Origin of the sequence: Flavobacterium saccharophilum (genome assembly GCF_900142735.1) — a bacterium.
GTDB lineage: Bacteria > Bacteroidota > Bacteroidia > Flavobacteriales > Flavobacteriaceae > Flavobacterium > Flavobacterium saccharophilum.
Genome location: NZ_FRBY01000003.1, coordinates 76954 through 95955, shown reverse-complemented (window position 1 = coordinate 95955; position 19002 = coordinate 76954). Strand labels below are relative to the sequence as shown.

The following is a 19002-nucleotide window of genomic DNA, read 5'->3' as shown; positions in this document are numbered from 1 at the left end:
TGCCCCATAAATCGATTATCATACGTATGAAAAAGAAAATTATAATATTGGTATTTTTAATAGGTTCCTTTTTGTTTGCAGCCAATTTTGGCCCGTACAAAATAGCTTCTTTATTTACCCAAAATAATTCAGAAAAAGAGTCAATTGTTTCCGTAACAGATTCGGCTGCAGTTTATCATAAAGAAAATAAAAACACAAAATCATTTAGTGCCGATATTGTTGAAGGTATAATTGGAGTTAAGGATGAGTCTGACGTTGACGATGCTTATGATAACGTTTTCCATCTTAAAGTAGATGCGCTGCCTTCTACAAGTGAAAATGCTTATTTAGAATATGAATTGTATGGTTATGATCAGGCAGCTTCTGTTTCAAGAAGTTTAAACAATCAGCCGAGTATTGGAGGACAATTTTTATCTCAAAATAAAAACTGGACCAAACAATCGGAGTTGCTTTCCGAGAAGTCTTTGAGGCCAGGTGATAACGTTTTGTTGTTTACAGCGCCGGAAGGAATTTCGAACGGGTATCGCATTAAGAATGTTCGAATTGTTTACAAATCGGCAACACCTTCTTTTCAGTATACTTTATTACAATCAGAAAATAAACTGTACATCAAAGGCACCAATTTTCCTTCGCAGATCAAAAAAATGAGTATTGGTGGAATGGCTATTGATGTCAATCAGCCTGAATTTGAATTGGTTTTCGATGCTGCAACTGTAGGAAAATCGATTCAGGTTACGAAAGAGACTGCTTCCGGTGTGCTTATAAATGAAAAATTAGAAATTAAGCAGTTTATAAAAGTAGATAGTTTCAGACCAATTGAAAATGCTAAAGAACGCATTTCTAAATTAATTGATTTTCAATCTGAAAACATGCTGGTTTATAAAGATTTTTTAGCTGTTTTTCCTGTTGGAGTTTTAAAAAATAACGTTTCCGTATCGGTAAGTGCTTTACGAAAAATTGATATTGCACCGCTAAATTCTGCCATGGTCAATGTTACCGGAACAAATGCCGGATTTAGATTATTGCCACACGGTACTATTTTTGAAAAAGCCGTAACCTTATCATTACCATTTGACAAAAAAGCGATTCCGGAAGGCTACACAGAAAAAGACATCAATGTATTTTATTTTGATGAAAATAAAAGATTGTGGCAGGAAGTAACCAAAGACTCTTTGGATATTAAACAAGGAATTATTAAAGCTAAAACCACGCATTTTACCGACTTTATCGCCGGAATCATCAAGATGCCGGAATCGCCTGAAACTTCTGGATATACACCAACCAGCATAAAAGATTTAAAAGCAGCAAGTCCATTAGTCGGAATTCAGTCAATAGCGCCGCCTTCTGCAAATGGAAGAGGAACAGCAAGTACAGGATTTTCTATCGTGATTCCAAACGGAAGAGGAGGTATGCAACCCTCCTTTAACCTGCAATACGACAGTGATGGCGGTCACAGTTGGGCGGGTACGGGCTGGGATATTTCGGCACCGGCTGTAAGTATCGAAACCCGTTGGGGAGCACCACGATATGATGCATCAAAAGAAACAGAAACTTATGCCATTGCAGGAGAACAATTAATTCCCAACTCCCATAGAGCGGACTGGGTGGGCAGAGCTTCCGATAAGCAATTTTATCCAAGACGCGAAGGTGCTTTTCAGCAGATCATCCGTAAAGGATCTTCCCCTAAAAATTACTACTGGGTTGTACGAGACAAAAGCGGTGTAGCGAGTTATTATGGTGGAACAGCTTCAGGACTTTCTACTGATGGCGTTTTGCAGGATGTTTCCGGAAATATCGGGCATTGGGCCTTGTGTGAGCAGGTCGATTTAAAAGGAAATAAAGTCACTTACGAGTACGATAAAAAAGACGGGGAACTGTATCTTAAAAAAGTGTACTACACCGGTTTTGGTTCCGAAAAAGGGAATTACAATGTGACTTTCGTAAAAAATAGCGATTTAGGAGAAGCAAACCGTAGAGATGTTCAGGTTTCGGCCAGATTAGGTTTTAAACAACTGAACAATCAATTATTAAGAAAAATTGAAGTACGCTATAAAAGCGAAATGGTTCGCAGCTACGAACTGAATTATAAGGAAGGTGCTTTTAAGAAAACACTTTTGGAATCCATTTCAGAATACGATTCGGAATCTAAATTGTTTTATACCAATAAACTGGATTATTTTGATGATGTTCGTGATGCTTCAGGGAAGTATAATCCGTTTGGGGTTGCTCAAAGTTGGAGTGTACCCAATGACAATCTTAGAAATAATTCTATTCCCTCCTTTAGTGATGTGTTATTTTCAGGAAAACATTCTTTGGTAAGTAGTTCTGAAGGTGCTACAAATGGTGTAAGTTACCGACTTGGAGTAGGTTTAGCTACTAATGCCGGAAGTTTAAAAGGTTTTACCGTTGGAGGTCACGGAGGAAACAGCTGGGGAACTTCGGATACGGCTGTCATATTAGAAGATTTAGATGGAGATGGGTTACCAGATAAGGTTTTTAAAACAAAAGACGGTGTTTATTACCGAAAAAATTTGGCAGCAAGCGGGCAAAACGCTTTCGGAGAATTGCAGTCGATTAATATTAGTGATGTCGGGTTTTCAAAGTCAACTTCGTTTAACTGGGGTGTCGATTTAAATTTAAAATACGGAAATATAGGGTACGACCAACAGCGTTCAAGCAGTAAAACGAAAGTCTATTTTATGGACTTTAATGGAGACGGACTGATTGATTTTGTTCGAAACGGACAAGTATATTACAATAGATTAGAAAACGGAATTCCAACATTTAAAACGAGTAGTACCGGAACTCCATCACCTGTTTTTGGAGGAGGAAATGTAACTATTCCCGGTTATACATCCATTTCGCCGGAAGAGATCGAAAAACAAAATCCGTTACACGATGTCGTTCGTATGTGGGAGGCTCCTGTAAAAGGAATTATCTCTGTTTTGCATAAATATCAATTGGTTCAGGAAGCAACTCCGGAAGGAATTAAAGCCCGTGCAGAATATGTTAATAATACCGGAAATGATAAGGCAGATGGTGTTCATTTGTATTTTCAAAAGGGAAATCAATTGTTGTGGAATGAAGCAATAAATGCGACTGATTATACTAGTAAAAGCAAACAAAATACTGCAATTGCTGTAGAAAAAGGCGAACGTTTGTATTTTAGGGTGAGTTCTCTAAAAGATGGAAGTTTTGATACGGTAATTTGGGATCCGGTTATTACCTATTCACAGGTAAAACAGTATGACCGTAATGTTAACGGAAATTTGGTGGAAAGCGATGTTGTAGTATCAACTACTTTGAAAGATGTCAATTCTTATTCATTAAGTACTTATCAGGTAAGTACAGATTTTTTGAGTAGTTCTCTGGCAGGAAAAACAATAGCCACAGCCGGAAATGTTTTAGTGAAAGGAATTTTAAATAAACCTGTCACATCAGACCACGTCAGACTTGTCATTACCAAAACGTATCTGGATCAGTCGAATGCTCCTGTGGTTGTTTTCGAAAAGACTTTTTTAGCCAATGAAGTTACTTCTTTTAATCTGTCTTCCATCGCTTTACCAGCATTCGAAGCCGAAACGCAAATTAGTCTTGCCTTAGAAACAGACACCAATATCAATTGGCAAACTATTTCTTTTGCGCCAACAGTAACAGTACCTGCTTATCCGGGAGGAATTGTAGAAGAAGTACCTATGGAGGTTTCTCATTTATTGTACAATAAGAGAGAAGGAAATTATACAATTCCGGGTATTACTTCAACCATAGCAGGAAAAGTGAAATTAAATATATTGCCTACAGACTTGGTTTTGGCAACAGCTTTTCCTCCGGGGTCTTTGAATACCTATAATGGCGATGTAATTGTTTCGGCTAAGCAAAATAATTTACTATTAGCACGTAAAAGGTATAAACTGACAGCCGGAACTTTGACTGAAGTGATCAATGCTTTTGACAATGCAGTTGATTATCCTTCTGCAGTAGCGGGAGTTCCCATTCAATTAGAAGTAACTGTTTCCAATCCGTCGTCAACGGCTATACTTAGAAATTATCCCAAACAAAATGCATTAAATATTCAGGTTCAGGTTACCGATTTAAAAGATTTGGCTGATCTTACTGATGATGTAATTTGGAATGCTGCAACCGATGATTTTGCCATTTACAGTCTTTTAAATCCGGATGAAAGAACATTAGGATTGTACCATAGAAATTGGGGAGGTTTTGTTATTAATGGAAATTTAGCTTCCAATACCATAGATCAAACGCAATTAAAACAATCAGACGCTTATAATACAGAACCGGATTTAAATAATACCGATCCTGATAATTATGATGGTAAAGGTTATGAAGTCGCAGACAGTTATTTTGTTTCTTTAAATCCTTCTTATACAAAATTGAAATGGGAAGGTCTTGAGGAAGGAATTTATATCAAAGGACAAACTATCGGAACTTCAAGATTGGGAGAAGATGATATTGCTGATTATGCCGATTTTTCATTACCAACTTTACAGGGAGGAAGCACCACTGCACTTGATATGATTAGCGAAAGCAAAAGTAAAAGTATCTCAGCAGGCGCTTCTGCCGGATTTGCCAATATAGGTTACAGCAAATCGATAGATGGCGATTCGTATGTAACTCAGACTATGAGTGATTTTAACGGTGACCGTTTTCCGGATTATATTCGTGGTGGAAGTGTTCAGCTTACTGCTCCGGTTGGAAAAATATCAGATGAAATCATTGATATTGGAGACAATTTCAGTCATGCAAAGACAACCTCTGAAGGGCCGAATTTTGGAGGAAGTTACAGCCACGGCTCTGCTAAAAGCGGATTAGGTATGACAGTTGGAAAAGTAGCAGCTCAAAGAGAAGCTTCAAAAACTTGTGCCGATGAAGAAGCAGAAAAAGCAAAAGACCAGATATCTGTTAGTGCTTCTCAGGGCAAAGGAACAGATCGTGCCGTAATGGTGCACAGTGATATTAACGGCGATGGTTTGCCAGATAAGATCACAGATTCAGGTGATGTTTTGCTAAATACAGGTTACGGATTTGTACCAGGTGGAAACTGGAATCTTGGAAGCCTGAATAAAGGATTTTCTACCGACTGGAGTGCCGGATTAGGTTTTAGCATTAAGCAGGGGTCGATCTCGGGAGGAGCCAATTATGCAAGATCAGAATCAGATGTTGATGAATCCTTTTTGGATATAAATGGAGATGGTTTGGCTGATAAAATTAGCTATCAGGGCAATACGATGCGTGTGGCTTTTAACTTAGGAGGCTCTTTTGATACACCGGTTGTTTATCCAAAATATTCAGAAATGAATTTAAACAAAGGGGTGAGTTATGGTATGAATGCCAATTTCTCCTTTGATATTACCGTTTGGCTGCTGCGTATTACACCAACCGTTGGAGGAAGTAAAGGATGGAGTACAAGCCGTTCTGAAGGAACTTATATGGATATTGACGGTGACGGAAATCTGGATTATATCGTTTCTAAAGATGATAATAATCTTACGGTACAGCTTTCAAATATTAAGAGAACCAATAAACTTAAAAGCGTTACCAACGGAGCTGGAAACAGTTACGTTGTCGATTATGAATTAGTAAAACCAAGCTACGAAAACCCGTCAGCAAAATGGGTTTTACAGTCTGTGAATATTTTTGACGGACATGTTGGTGATGGAATTGATCATTCGATTGCTAAATTCAGATACGAAGAAGGATATTACGATCGTCGTGAAAGAGAATTTTACGGTTTTGCAAAAGTAATTCAGGAACAAATTGATGCGGCTGACAATTCGGTTTTCTCAACTACGGTTCAGGAATTTTACAATCAGGATTATTTCCGTAAAAACCTTTTGAAGCACAGTTATACGTTGGATAAAAACAATAAAATGCGTCAGGAATCAGAAAACGAATATAGTTTTATTGATGTATCAACGCAGGCTAGTGTTTCAGTATCAGAACTAAATTTACCTTTATGCGATGCCAAACGTATTTTCATAGGATTGATTCACGCCAATCAAAAGGTATATGAGGGAGGAAGTGATTATCTGGAGACGAATACGTTTAATACCTATGATGCCAACGGAAATATTTCGCAATATGAAGATTTAGGAAACGGAACGGCGACTGATAAAGTAACTGCCAAAATTAGTTATTACGAAAGCACAACGCCGTATTATGGCGGAATTCCAAAACAATTAGAGGTATTTACTACGGATGGTTTACGCCGTAAAAGGGCCACGACCATCAATACGACAACAGCTGAAGTTATACAGATAAAAAATTATAGTGCTGCCGATAAAATAGCTTTAACGGATATTACCTATGATACGTACGGAAACCTTCAAAAAATAACCGGTCCCGCCAATTACAAAGGGCAGCGTATGACTTTGGAGTATGCATTTGATGCTGACAATCATCAGTTCATGACCGAGATTAAAGATGCATTTGGGTACCAGAACAAAATGGAATATGATTACCGTTTTGGAGCACCCTTAAAAACTACGGACCGTAACGATCAAAGTACGCTTTATACACTCGATGGTAAAGGACGTATCGCTACAATCAAAGCACCTTACGAAATCGCCTCAGGAAAACCCTATACCATTGCGTATGAATACTTCCCTGAAGCAAAAGTTCCGTATGCCAAAACTAAAAATTACGATCCGGAATTGGATAAGGATATCGAAACCTTTACCTACACTGATGGATTAGGCAGAGCCCTGCAGGTGAAGAAAACAGCCAGTTTATTTACAGCAGCCGGAAGCCCGGATCAGGAGGCGCAAATCGTATCTGGAAAAATAATTTATGACGGATTGGGAAGACCTACAACAAGCTATTACCCCACAACGACTGCCACGATAGACAATAATTTTAGTACCGCAATTTCCAACGTAACACCCACTAAAACAGAGTACGATGAAGTAGGACGCGCGGTAAAAGTTACTTTGCCTGATGGAAGCAGCAATACCACAACTTTTGCTTTAGAGAATTATGATGGAGTTCCGGCATTACGTACTACACAAACCGATGCCCTGAATAAAACAAGCCAGACGTATACCGACGCCACAGGACAAAACATGGCCAGTTTGCAAAATGATTTGCTAACCAAGTTTGAAACTAACGCATTGGGTGAAATGATAAAAGTAACCGATGCGATGGATCATGTTACCAAAAGCAGTTACGACTGGTTGGGAAGACGAATTGAGTTTACGCATCCCGATGCAGGAACCACAACGATGCAATACGATTTGGCAGGGAATTTAACCTCCCGTATTACGCAGGATATTAAAAATACAGTTCCAAATGGAGGTGCCATACAATACGAATATAATTTTAATAGACTCGAGTCTATTAAATATCCTAAAAACCCACAAAACAATGTACAGTACAATTACGGTAAAGCCGATGGAACTGCAGCGCGCCGTGGCCGATTATGGTTTGTACAGGATGCCAGTGGCGGACAGGAGTTTTTCTATGGTAAGCTAGGAGAAGTAGAAAAAGAAATTCGCACCCTTCGTATTACACCAACAGATATACAGACGTATATTTCACAATTCGAATACGACACCTGGAACCGAATCCAGAAAATGACGTATCCTGATGGCGAAGTAGTGGAATACACTTATAACCGTGCCGGAAACCTGCAAAGTATGCAGGGTAAAAAAGAAAGCCATACCTACGATTACATCAAACAATTGAGCTACGACGAGTTTGAACAGCGTAAGTATTTAAAATACGGTAACGATACCGAAACGACTTATAACTATGATGCCGTTATGCGTAGATTACAGCAACTGCAGGTAAAAAGTGGTACACGACAAGTCATGAATAACAGCTATAGTTATGATCTGGTTGGAAATGTTTTAGGGATTAAAAATACTGCCCCGGTAGTAAATAATACTTTGGGTGGAACATCCAACCACGAATATCAATACGATGATTTTTATAGATTAAAATCGGCAAAAGCAACCTATCAGGGCGAGTTTACCAAAGCGAGTTATGAGCTGAATATGAGCTATAATAAAATGCACAATATCACAAAGAAAGATCTGGTGCATACAGTAAACAATGAGCAGAAAGGCTATGTGTTGGATTATAACTATGATAATGAACTGCATCCTAACGCGCCCAACAAAATCGCGGAAGCAGGAAAAGCTATTCCGAGAGAATATGCGTACGATGGTAACGGAAACCCAACAGGTTATACGGAAGAAAAAAGTTTCAGAAAAATGACCTGGGATGAAGAAAACCGCTTGTCAGGCATTAACGATAACGGAAGAATTCACCAGTTTACCTATGATGCCTCAGGGGAACGCGTAATTAAAAGTTCGGGAGATTCACAAAACGTTGCCATTAATGGAGAAACGGCTGCGACGATAGTACATACGGATGATTATACCGGTTATGTTTCTCCCTATTTTGTAATAAGCAAAGGAAAATTCACCAAACATTATTTCGAAGGAGCAGGACGTATTGTGAGTAAACTGGGTAACGGGTCATTTGCCCAACCGTTAAAATTAACGGCGGGTGGTGTAAATTATTCCAAACTTACAGCTGAACAGCAAAAAGCATTAGACAATTACGTAAGAGGTTTGGGAGTTCCTCCGGGACCACCAACACAACAAGGCATTTATGCGACACCAGAATTTACAGGCGATCCTTATCCTAGCGAAGTATTAAAACCTGTTGAAGAAAACCAGGAACCACCGGAAGGCTGGCCGAGAAACCCAATTTTTAATGCTCCGGGCGATGTGCCGGGACCGCCTGTACAATTTGGCCCTCCCGTTGAACCTGAAACTGTAAAAGCCGGTGAAGGGTTTACCGGAATTGGCTTGCCAGAGAATGATATTTTTTATTTTCATCCTGATCATTTGGGAAGTACTTCGTATATTACAACCCGAAACGGAAGCATAAGCCAGCATGTGGAATACATTGCTTTTGGAGAGGTTTTGTTTGAAGAGCATTCATCATCTTTTTCCAGTCCTTATTTATTTAATGGAAAGGAATTGGATAGGGAGACGAATCTTAGTTATTATGGGGCTAGGTATTTGGATATGAAGACTTCGTTGTGGTTGAATGTTGATCCGTTGGCTAATTATAATCCTATAATCGAAGAAGAGTTCTATTTTAATGGAGATCATAATGGAGGAATTTATAATCCTAGAAATTTGAATGTATATGGTTATTGTTATCAGAATCCAATTAGATTAGTTGATCCAAATGGAAAACAGGTAGATATAGTTGCAAATGAACAATCTAATACAATTACCATGACTCAACATTTAGTTTTTTACGGTGCCGAAGCGAGTACAACTTTATCAGGCACCATAGCAAGAAATGTTACTGATCAATTTAATAGAGAAAATTTAACATATAATATGGGTGGCAAAACATATAATGTAAAATTAAGAACTACCTATCAAACTGTATCAGTAGATGATGCAATTGAAATGGCTGAAAATAATACAGATAATAAAGTTCAATTTATAAGGGTCAGTAGTAATAAACGATCGAGCTTTCATAATATTAATGAAAACAGTGGTTTTTATAGTACTAACGATGATTTACTAAATTCAACAACAGCTTCTCATGAAGGCGCGCATGGTTTGGGTTTAAATCATACACAAGGAAGTAACAGTAAAACTAAGAGTCGTCCGAATATCATTACTCCTAGAGGTACCAAAGTACTTCCAAAATGGTCTATTGGTGGAAAAACTAAAAATGGAATTAATCCCTATTTAAGAGTATGGACAAATAGTTTAGTGAAAAAAATTCTTGATAAAGCAACTTGGTCAGGAGATGGTAAAACAGGAAGTACAGGACAAGCTACTAATAAAATATATTTATCAAATGGAGAAAAGAGAGGTCTTTGGGACCAAATTAAAGATTTATTTTAATTTTATATTAAAAATTTTAAGCATATTCTTTTTAATAAGTTGCGCAAAAGAAAAGAATAGTAAGCCATTTAATAAATGGATTGATGACAAATATGGGTGTAAAGGTTATAGAAATATAGAATTAGCAAAATCTATAGTATCTACAAATAAAATGATCAATAATTCTTCAGAATCTAGTGTTGTAAAAATATTTGGAGAGGCTGATCTTATTGAGGGAAATTTACTCAATAAAGAATTATTTTATTTGTCAAATTCAAATTGTGAAAATGGTAATCTCGTGAAAGAAAGTGATAAGTGTTATATCGTGTTTAGTTTTGAGTTAAATAAATTAAAATCGATAAGTGAATTATGTGAGTAACCCATACTCCTCATGCTACCGAGAATATCTATCTCGTGAATGAAAACGCTTATTGTCATGAAAAAAAAATCCATATTTATACTAGACGTAAGATTTAAATTCATTAGAAGAACCAGATTATAAAAAAAACTCGTCCTTACGGATGATTTTTTTTATAATATTCACAGGAGATCCATACCCGAGTGAAGCGCTTAAACCAGTTGAAGAAAACCAAGAACCACCGGAAGGCTGGCCTAGAAACCCAATTTTTAATGCCCCTGGCCATGTACCGGGGCCCCCAGTACAATTTGGCCCTCCCGTTGAACCTGCAACGGTTAAGCCAGGAGAAGGATTTACAGGAATTGGTCTGCCGGAGAACGATATTTTCTATTTTCATCCTGATCATTTGGGAAGTACTTCGTATATTACAACCAAAAACGGCTCTATTTCGCAACATGTTGAATACATAGCTTTTGGAGAGGTTTTATTTGAAGAGCATAATTCTAGTTTTTCTAGTCCTTATTTGTTTAATGGGAAGGAATTGGATCGTGAAACCAATTTATCGTATTTTGGTTCCAGGTATTACGATGCTAAGACTAGTTTATGGTTGAGTGCTGATTTACTCACAGAGAAGCACCCAAGTGTAGGCTCCTATGTTTACTGTTTAAATAATCCTATTAATGCAAAAGATCCTGATGGTAATGATTATATCTATGTAAATGGAGATGGGAGCATTAATAAAGTTGTCGTTAATAATTCACCTTTTATTACAGTAGTTTTACCTAATGGGAAAGGAATTTTGCTTTCAGATCTGGATATTTCAGGAAGTACATTTAAATGGAATAATACTAATAGACAAATTGTGGCAAATGTTGCGGGTTATTATGGTAAACAAGCAGGAGTAACAGGAATTGGAGCTAATTACGATGTCGACGACAAAAGTTTAGCTTATACGGATCCGAATAATAAAGTGTGGGTTCATCCAAGTTCTAAGGGTGGGGTTGATGCTACTCTTAATAATAAGTACGATCTAATGAGTACTTTAATACATGAAAATTTACATAAAAAAGAAGGAAATAGGAAAAATTATACCTATTCTAAACATGCTAAGGTCTATTTAAAGCAATTTCAACATAATAGTTTTAAAAAGACAAGTAAAGCTTTCTCTGAGGGTCAAATGGCTAATTTTATCCAATATTTAGATTATGCAGCAGGAGCAAAAGAAACTGGCTGGGAAAATATCCTAAAAGAATTTAATGATTCTAATATTTTAGGAGGTTATCAAATTAAATATAGAGAATCAGGCGGAACACAATTGTTTAACAATGAAGGAAAAGAACTTAGAATTCAAATACGTGAAGGTTTAGATGGACCACATTAAATAAATAGAGGAATATGAAAAGTAAAATTTTATTATTGATGTTAATTTTTATTCTTTTTTCATGTAAAAAAAGAGATGAGTTAGGATTAACGAATCCTAAAAAAAAATGGGTTTATTATGATTCAGATAATAAATTTGATAAAGACAGTAGTGAATTTATAACCTATTTAAAGTTTGATAATAATGGAAAATGTGTGAATTATTTCTTTAACGGAAATCAATATAATGCTTACATGGAGTGGGAATTTACAAAAAGTGATAGTATTTTAAAAATCAGTGACAATAAATTTTTAATCACAAAGATTTATAATGATAGTATTCTCATGAAAGATTTAAAATATAATAGAAAAGTCAAATTTTTAAATTGGAATATTTTGGAAAAGTAGTTAGGCTCTTTGTGTTGGAGGTTGATAATTTTAGTAACATGTACAGATAATTAGAGATTTATCGAAATATCGCATAAATAAAAAAACAACCTTCGGGTTGTTTTTTTATTTAAAATGTCTTAAATCGAAAAAAAAATAGGTCAAACAGAACTAGATGTTGGTGACCTTCGAAACATGTTAAAGTATGGAAGGCCAAAATCTGGTAATCTGAGAGTAAAATACTGCCACGGTAGTAAATAATACACTGGGCGAAACATCCAACCACGAATACCAATACGATGATTTTTACCGATTAAAATCGGCAAAAGCAACCTATCAGGGCGAGTTTACCAAAGCTAGTTATGAGCTGAATATGAGCTATAACAAAATGCACAATATCACAAAGAAAGATCTGGTGCATACCGTAAACAATGAACAGAAAGGCTATGTGCTGGATTATAACTACGATAACGAACTGCATCCTAATGCCCCAAACAAAATTGCCGAAACCGGGAAACCTCTTCCTAGAGAATATGTTTACGATGGCAACGGAAACCCAACAGGCTATACCGAAGAAAAAAGTTTCAGAAAAATGACATGGGACGAAGAAAACCGCTTGTCAGGTATTAACGACAATGGAAGAATTCACCAGTTTACCTATGATGCCGGTGGAGAACGAGTGATAAAAAGTTCAGGTGATTCTCAAAACGTTGCCATTAATGGGGAAACCGCTGCTACCATAGTACATACAGATGATTATACCGGTTATGTTTCACCGTATTTCGTAATAAGTAAAGGTAAATTCACTAAACATTACTTTGAAGGCGCGGGACGAATTGTGAGTAAACTGGGTAACGGATCATTTGCCCAACCGTTAAAATTAACAGCAGGAGGTGTAAATTATTCCAAACTTACAGCAGAGCAACAAAAAGCTTTAGACAATTACGTAAGAGGTTTGGGAGTTCCTCCGGGCCCGCCAACACAACAAGGCATTTATGCGACACCTGAATTCACAGGCGATCCTTATCCTAGCGAAGTATTAAAACCTGTTGAAGAAAACCAGGAACCACCAGGAGGCTGGCCAAGAAACCCAATTTTTAATGCACCCGGAGATGTTCCCGGACCACCGGTACAATTTGGGCCACCCATAGAGCCTACGACTGTAAAGCCGGACGAAGGCTTTACCGGAATTGGTCTGCCAGAAAATGATATTTTTTATTTTCACCCTGATCATTTGGGAAGTACTTCGTATATTACAACCCGAAACGGAAGTATAAGCCAGCACGTGGAATATATTGCTTTTGGAGAGGTTTTGTTTGAGGAGCATTCATCATCTTTTTCCAGTCCTTATTTATTTAATGGGAAGGAATTGGATAGGAGGCGAATTTGAGTTATTATGGTTCGAGGTATTATTCCTCTAAAGAAAGTATTGGTATGGATTAGATAAAATGGCAGAGAAATACCCTGATTTTGGAGGTTATATTTATACTTTTAATAATCCAGTTCGTTTTATAGATCCGGATGGGAATGATCCAAAACCTGTATATAATGGCTTTTCGAATGTTTTAAACGTTCTGTCAGGAAAAAAATGGATTCCATATATGTCTAAGACAATCCAAGAAAGTGAATGGAATTTTAGTTGGGGTAAAGGGTTTTATAAACAAACATCTTATAGAACTGGTGAATGTGCTGATTACAGTCGATTACAAGTAAACCAAGGTTCAACAGGAAAATATTTTTCTGACGGAGCAGATGGTAATATTCCATATAATCAAAATAAGAAAGTTGAAGTAGGTAATCAAAATAAACAACCTGCTAGATATATTTTAACAGAAGTAAGAGACAATGAATAATGGAAAAAAAAATAAATTTTTTAATTATATTAGTAATGATGTCATTTTTTTTAGGATGTAACAACATTTCACAAAATGAAATATTAGGCGTATATGTTATCGATAAGCAACCAATAGAATTGGCAAATAACAACATGTACTATTACCTTATTTTAGAAAACAATAATAAATATTATCTTAAATCTAATAATAACAATAAAGAAAATATTATTAGTTCTTGGAGAATACTAAATTTAGAAAATGATACTTTAAATATTGAATTTAAATACATGAATAAAACTGTTATAGGAAAACTAAAAGGAAATACTTTTTTGTTTGAAAAAAACAATATTTTTGATAAACGCATGCCTGCTTCATTATATGTAAAAACAAATTTAGAAAGTGGGAAAATTATAGGTTCCAATTAAAATACCTTCTCTATTACTTATAGAAATGAAAAAGAGAATACAACACAACAATAAAAAAAGTATTAGTCCAATTAAAGAGAAAAAAGAGATTAAATGGACTAATATTGGAAGATTAAAATTGCTTTTAGTGTTTTCAGGAATTATTCTTTTTTTCGTTTTTTTTATTAAAAATGGTATTGAGGATCGTGAAAAAGAACATAATCTTGTAAAATCAGATTATAAAGTAACGAAAGGAATTATAACTAAAATGTTTGTTTATAAAGGCAAAACTATTAGAGTTAAATTTAAAATTAATGATAAAACATATATTGGAAGCGATGGTATGTTTGAAAGAAAAAACAAAAATGTTGGAGACTCAATTTTTTTAAAATATTATGCAAAAGATCCTAATCTTTTTATTACTGAATTAAACAAAAATTATTAAAGTGATTTAACTTAATATTCCCCTCCGCTCTTCAAAGTGTTATCATGAAACGCTGTGTAAAATAAGAAGACTTCACAGAGCGGGAACTATTACAGACCTTTTTTATGATAATGTATTTCGCATTAGAGGCTATGAAAGATAAAGGGCATTATATAATTAAAGAAAATTTTTAATGAAAATAATAATTTATACTTTATTGGTATTAGCCTATGTTTTCTTTCTGTGTATATGCTTTCTATGGTTAATTACTTATGGTAGTGGTCATAATATTCCGGAAGAAACGAATAGATGGTTAATTTATATGACAATCTTCAGCGTATTATTTGTGCTAGTTTTTTCTATAATGAAAAAGAAGTTAACAGATAATTAATGTTTAAATATCAGTTATCAAAAAGTATTAGAGACTGATTATTTTTGTTTGATTTTTCTTGTGTTTTTATTTGTTTGATAAAATTAGTTTATACTATATTTACTGTTAAAATAATCAAACATGAAAAAAATAATTTTACTGGTAATTGCACTTTTATTTGCAACTACAGGACATGCTAAATTTAGCAAAGCAACTTTGTATATGGAAGACGGGTCAACAAAAAAAGGACTTGCTGAAATGGTAGAGAGCGATGATTCTAAAGTCGTTTTTAAAACAGATGAAGAAGCTAAAAAAGAAAAAATTGCAAGTGCTGACATTAAAAAAATCGAATTTGAATCTGATGATAAAAAGTATGTTGCCGAAAGATTATATGCAACTACAGCGAATCTTTTGACAGGGAAATTTTCGAGATCCAAAAAAAAGGTTTGGTTTTATATTATATATGACAAAGACGTAAAAATTGGCGGTATTGGTGCTGAAGGTGGCCGACGACCAAACGCAGGCGGGACCAGCACTGTAGTTACTTTTGCCAATACAGCGTATTATTTTGGTAAAAAGAACAGTGAAGAACTTGTTTTTGGTAATGCTACTACAGCCTCAAACGGTTTTGCAATAGGAACAGATTCATTAATTAGAAAAATGGCAAAAGAAGCTTTTGCAGGCTGTCCTAAACTAATTGAAGCAATTGAAAAAGAAAACTTTAAAAACGGTGATGTTTTGAACCAATTAAAAGCAATCTTCGAAAAATATAAATGCAAATAAATTTTATAGTACAAAAAAGAAACCCACTCAAATAGAGTGGTTTTTTTTTTTTTTTGAAGGTAACTGTTCTATTTCTCTTTCGGAATATTAGCATTGAGTTTTTTGGTATTTAAGTCCTGCAATAGGGAATCTTTTAATACGATGCGGTAATCATCCTCGGCAAAAACAGTAAGTTTAGATTGGCTAAATTTATAGACATTGATTTTATTGTTTTTTGTATCAATATAGAGATCATATGAGTAAGTATTACAATCATGTTGTTTACACCCGCTTGCATGTAAAATTTCTCCTTCTTTTGTGAAAGGAGTCTCTGTGTTCCAGTGTTTAACCATTTGATCATAATCAGTTCCTAAAAGGCTTTTTAGCCTTGGTGAAAGCGAACTCTCTGTTAATAAATGGGTTCCAATGACACTTTTGTCAACTAAATTATTTAAAGTATCTGATGGATTAATTACTGCTGAATCCGATTTTAAGGAATGTGTTATTATTGAAGTTGAATCTGTCGCAGGAACGCTTTTAACTGTTTCTTTTTTGCATGAAATCAAAGCTAAACTACTCAATGCAACTATAAATAAATATTTTCGTGTCTCTTCGTTCATAGTTATAGATTTTTAAATTAAATAATTGATTTTTAAAATCTTACTTAGCTAATTTAATGAAAAAACATCAAACGGTTGTAGTGAACAAGTGTAAAAAGCAGGAGGTCTTCTTCTTTAAAAGGATTTTTGCAGGTCTCAAATCGGCTTATTTATTCCTATATTTACTTTTCAGAAAATCTTTCAATCTAAAATGTCCGTCATGTCAAAATACATTAACTCTATATTTTTTTTAATTGCCCTTTTTTCAGGATTAGTTGCCAATGCTCAGAATGAAGTATATACAAGTGAAGCAAAACAAGCGATTGCCGATACCGTTTTTGTAAATCTAAAAGACTTCAGTCAGGATTTTATTTATGACATGAAATATGCAACCGATGATAATTTTCTGAAAGCAAAAGTCTATGATTGCGCTGAATGTTTTTTACGTTATAAAACAGTTCAGGCGTTAATTGCAGCTAATAATGATTTTAAGAAAAAAGGCTATAAAATCAAATTATATGATTGTTACAGACCCTTATCAATCCAGAAAAAGATGTGGGAAATAGTTTCAAATCCCGAGTATGTGGCGGATCCAAAAAAAGGCTCCATCCATAATAGAGGAGGAGCCGTTGATATTTCATTAGTGGATAAAAATGGTAAAGAAGTTGATATGGGAACTCCTTTTGATTTCTTTGGTATACAAGCTAGTCATAATTATACTAAACTTTCAAATGAGGTGAAATCCAACAGAAAGTTGCTGAAAAAAGTAATGATTAAAAATGGCTTCAATTCATTTGATTCGGAATGGTGGCATTATAATTTAAAAACAGGTTTAAAAGATAAAGTTTCTAATCAAAAATGGAATTGCGAATAGTTATTCCACACATCTGATGTTTTCCATCAAATAAGTATCGGGTTTATATACTTTTCCGTTCATTTCAGACTTCAATTCATTTTTTACAATATAATCTTCGGTGGAGGTTAAATATTTAATACGCATTATGTTGATTGGAGATTTTTTTAGTTCCTCAAAATTATCTTTTAGGAACATAAAGATCCCTGTGTTTACACGGTTATCATAACCTTTGTCATCACGAATTAAAGTGCCGCAGTTTTCCTGATCAACATGCATTAAAGTCACAACTTTGCCATTTTGTAATTGTAAAAATACTCTTGAATTTTTATCAAAGCAATTGGCTTTTATAAAGTCCTTACTTTTTTGAATTAATTGTAAATTTAGGGTTGGTAAACCATCTGTTTGTGCTAATGCAAAGAATACGTAATTAAACGTGTTTCCAAAGTTCTTCTCACTGATTAGGCATTCATTTGTAATTTTATAGGTACCAATCGAATCAGTAACATTGGCACTATATTCACAAGGTTTTTGAGCAAATGCGGTAAAGGTTAATAGAAAAAAAGTTAGTGTAATTAGTTGTTTCATTTTTAAGTTATTTTTCTGCAAATTAAAACTATTTTGTTATCATTTTTATCTGTTGTAAAAAAACAATATAAATCCCCTCCATTTTTTATTTTCCATTTTTTCCGAATGTTTTCTACTGTGTCCGGAAAATTGCGGGTTGTGATATTGGCTTGCTGATTTAAAAGCTCGGTTTTCATGTCATTTTTGTTGTAGGAAATCACTTTTTCTATTTCAAAAGTTCTTCCCGGAAATGCAATTAGCTCTTCAGAAGTATATAAATGAGAATGTTTGTGAAGTTTATTTATTTTAAAAATAGAACTCACTTCATCAAAGCCGCCGGATTTCATTATGGACGAATTGGGTTCGTACAGGTATTTTTGAGGTAAATTATAGGTCGGGAAATCCGATTCATTGCCTAAAACAAATTCAAATGATTCAATTTTATCTTTTAAGATATTAGCCGTTTTAATTGTGATTTCACCTGAGTAATGATTGTGAATTTCAAAGAGCAATTCTTTAACCTCATTTTCCAAAGCAATAATATGAATATTTTTAACGAATTTTAATTCTGATAAACCGGCTGATAGATCTAACAATGGAGCAGTCTTAATTAAAATAGAGTTCGTTTTTTCAAAATAGAAATCCAAAAATTCAGGAACATTTGGCAAGCAGTCTTTCAGCATAAAAACTTTGCCTTTTGCGTCATTTCTTCTGGATGGATCAATGTAAATCCAATCCCATTTTTGATTCATTTCATTTAAGACATTCGTTGAATCATCAGCAAAAAAATAACAATTTGTTATTTGTAATTGTTCGAAGTTATGTTTAACAATTTCAGATAAGTCTTTGTTTATTTCGCAATGGGTAACTTTTTCAAATCTTTTCGAAAAATAATAATCATCAACGCCAAAACCTCCTGTAAGATCAATTAAACTTTTCCCTGAAATCAAAGAAGCCTTATAAGCAGCTGTTTTTTCAGATGAGGTTTGTTCGACTGATATTTTACTTGGGTAAATGATGTTTTCGGTTGCAAACCAGGTTGGTAATTTGTCTTTTGCTTTTGTTTTTGCTTCTATTTGGTTCAGAATCAAAATCCAGTCGACTTCTGGAAAAGGATTTTTCTGAAGTGCAAGCTTTGTAAGGGATGCACCAGTATTTTTAGCTATAAATTCCTGAATGTTTTTACTTAAAAGAGACAAATTCAAT

General features: G+C 34.8%; 13 protein-coding genes. 10 read left to right on the top strand and 3 right to left on the bottom strand.

The genetic code is table 11. From position 1 onward, the window contains the following. Positions 1-26: 26 nt before the first annotated feature. From BUA98_RS10380 to BUA98_RS10340, 9 genes are all read left to right on the top strand, one after another. Positions 27-9899 carry a SpvB/TcaC N-terminal domain-containing protein gene (locus BUA98_RS10380; RefSeq protein WP_072972120.1) on the top strand — a complete coding sequence of 3291 codons (9873 nt, stop codon included), beginning with the start codon at positions 27-29 and terminating at the stop codon, positions 9897-9899. Beyond that, positions 9853-10257: a hypothetical protein gene (locus BUA98_RS10375; protein WP_072972117.1), complete on the top strand. Its 405-nt coding sequence runs from the start codon at positions 9853-9855 to the stop codon at positions 10255-10257. Before BUA98_RS10380 ends, BUA98_RS10375 begins: the two co-directional genes overlap by 47 nt. 142 nt (positions 10258-10399) lie before the next feature. Further along, positions 10400-11617 (top strand): RHS repeat-associated core domain-containing protein, encoded by a 1218-nt coding sequence (locus tag BUA98_RS10370; protein WP_072972114.1) that lies wholly within the window; start codon positions 10400-10402, stop codon positions 11615-11617. A gap of 14 nt (positions 11618-11631) precedes the next feature. Beyond that, positions 11632-12003, top strand: a complete 372-nt coding sequence (locus tag BUA98_RS10365; RefSeq protein WP_072972111.1) for a hypothetical protein — start codon at positions 11632-11634, stop codon at positions 12001-12003. Positions 12004-12355: 352 nt separating this feature from the next. Further along, entirely contained in the window at positions 12356-13372 is a 1017-nt protein-coding gene (locus BUA98_RS10360; protein WP_072972108.1) for a hypothetical protein, read from the top strand. Positions 13373-13430: 58 nt separating this feature from the next. After that, positions 13431-13835: a hypothetical protein gene (locus BUA98_RS10355; RefSeq protein ID WP_072972106.1), complete on the top strand. Its 405-nt coding sequence runs from the start codon at positions 13431-13433 to the stop codon at positions 13833-13835. Further along, complete coding sequence (locus BUA98_RS10350; RefSeq protein ID WP_072972103.1) at positions 13835-14242, top strand: hypothetical protein; 408 nt, start codon at positions 13835-13837, stop codon at positions 14240-14242. The genes BUA98_RS10355 and BUA98_RS10350 overlap by 1 nt, the downstream gene beginning before the upstream one ends. A gap of 25 nt (positions 14243-14267) precedes the next feature. After that, entirely contained in the window at positions 14268-14666 is a 399-nt protein-coding gene (locus BUA98_RS10345; RefSeq protein WP_072972100.1) for a hypothetical protein, read from the top strand. Positions 14667-15156: 490 nt separating this feature from the next. Continuing rightward, positions 15157-15798: a hypothetical protein gene (locus tag BUA98_RS10340; protein WP_072972097.1), complete on the top strand. Its 642-nt coding sequence runs from the start codon at positions 15157-15159 to the stop codon at positions 15796-15798. Between the two features lie 68 nt (positions 15799-15866). On the opposite strand, the gene BUA98_RS10335 is transcribed toward BUA98_RS10340, so the two are convergent. Further along, positions 15867-16397 carry a hypothetical protein gene (locus BUA98_RS10335; RefSeq protein ID WP_072972095.1) on the bottom strand — a complete coding sequence of 177 codons (531 nt, stop codon included), beginning with the start codon at positions 16395-16397 and terminating at the stop codon, positions 15867-15869. Positions 16398-16596: 199 nt separating this feature from the next. Here BUA98_RS10335 and BUA98_RS10330 point away from each other — a divergent pair, with 199 nt between their 5' ends. Further along, positions 16597-17250, top strand: coding sequence for a M15 family metallopeptidase (locus BUA98_RS10330; RefSeq protein WP_244279192.1), 654 nt, complete (start codon positions 16597-16599; stop codon positions 17248-17250). Here the strand turns inward: BUA98_RS10330 and BUA98_RS10325 are convergent, their stop codons facing one another. Together BUA98_RS10325 and BUA98_RS10320 are read right to left on the bottom strand one after the other, a co-directional pair. Then, a complete protein-coding gene (locus BUA98_RS10325) occupies positions 17251-17817 on the bottom strand; it encodes a hypothetical protein (protein ID WP_072972089.1) in 567 nt (188 codons plus the stop codon). A 2-nt stretch (positions 17818-17819) separates the two neighbouring features. Then, positions 17820-19001: a THUMP-like domain-containing protein gene (locus BUA98_RS10320; RefSeq protein ID WP_072972087.1), complete on the bottom strand. Its 1182-nt coding sequence runs from the start codon at positions 18999-19001 to the stop codon at positions 17820-17822. Position 19002: the final 1 nt, after the last annotated feature.

Excerpts from the sequence above, each read along its gene's own strand:
- BUA98_RS10345 (WP_072972100.1), top strand. The coding sequence starts at position 14,268 with ATGAAAAAGAGAATACAACACAACAATAAAAAAAGTATTAGTCCAATT.
- BUA98_RS10340 (WP_072972097.1), top strand. The coding sequence starts at position 15,157 with ATGAAAAAAATAATTTTACTGGTAATTGCACTTTTATTTGCAACTACA.
- BUA98_RS10335 (WP_072972095.1), bottom strand. The coding sequence starts at position 16,397 with ATGAACGAAGAGACACGAAAATATTTATTTATAGTTGCATTGAGTAGT.
- BUA98_RS10330 (WP_244279192.1), top strand. The coding sequence starts at position 16,597 with ATGTCAAAATACATTAACTCTATATTTTTTTTAATTGCCCTTTTTTCA.
- BUA98_RS10350 (WP_072972103.1), top strand. The coding sequence starts at position 13,835 with ATGGAAAAAAAAATAAATTTTTTAATTATATTAGTAATGATGTCATTT.
- BUA98_RS10380 (WP_072972120.1), top strand. The coding sequence starts at position 27 with ATGAAAAAGAAAATTATAATATTGGTATTTTTAATAGGTTCCTTTTTG.
- BUA98_RS10370 (WP_072972114.1), top strand. The coding sequence starts at position 10,400 with ATGATTTTTTTTATAATATTCACAGGAGATCCATACCCGAGTGAAGCG.
- BUA98_RS10365 (WP_072972111.1), top strand. The coding sequence starts at position 11,632 with ATGAAAAGTAAAATTTTATTATTGATGTTAATTTTTATTCTTTTTTCA.
- BUA98_RS10360 (WP_072972108.1), top strand. The coding sequence starts at position 12,356 with ATGAGCTATAACAAAATGCACAATATCACAAAGAAAGATCTGGTGCAT.
- BUA98_RS10325 (WP_072972089.1), bottom strand. The coding sequence starts at position 17,817 with ATGAAACAACTAATTACACTAACTTTTTTTCTATTAACCTTTACCGCA.
- BUA98_RS10375 (WP_072972117.1), top strand. The coding sequence starts at position 9,853 with ATGGAGAAAAGAGAGGTCTTTGGGACCAAATTAAAGATTTATTTTAAT.
- BUA98_RS10355 (WP_072972106.1), top strand. The coding sequence starts at position 13,431 with ATGGCAGAGAAATACCCTGATTTTGGAGGTTATATTTATACTTTTAAT.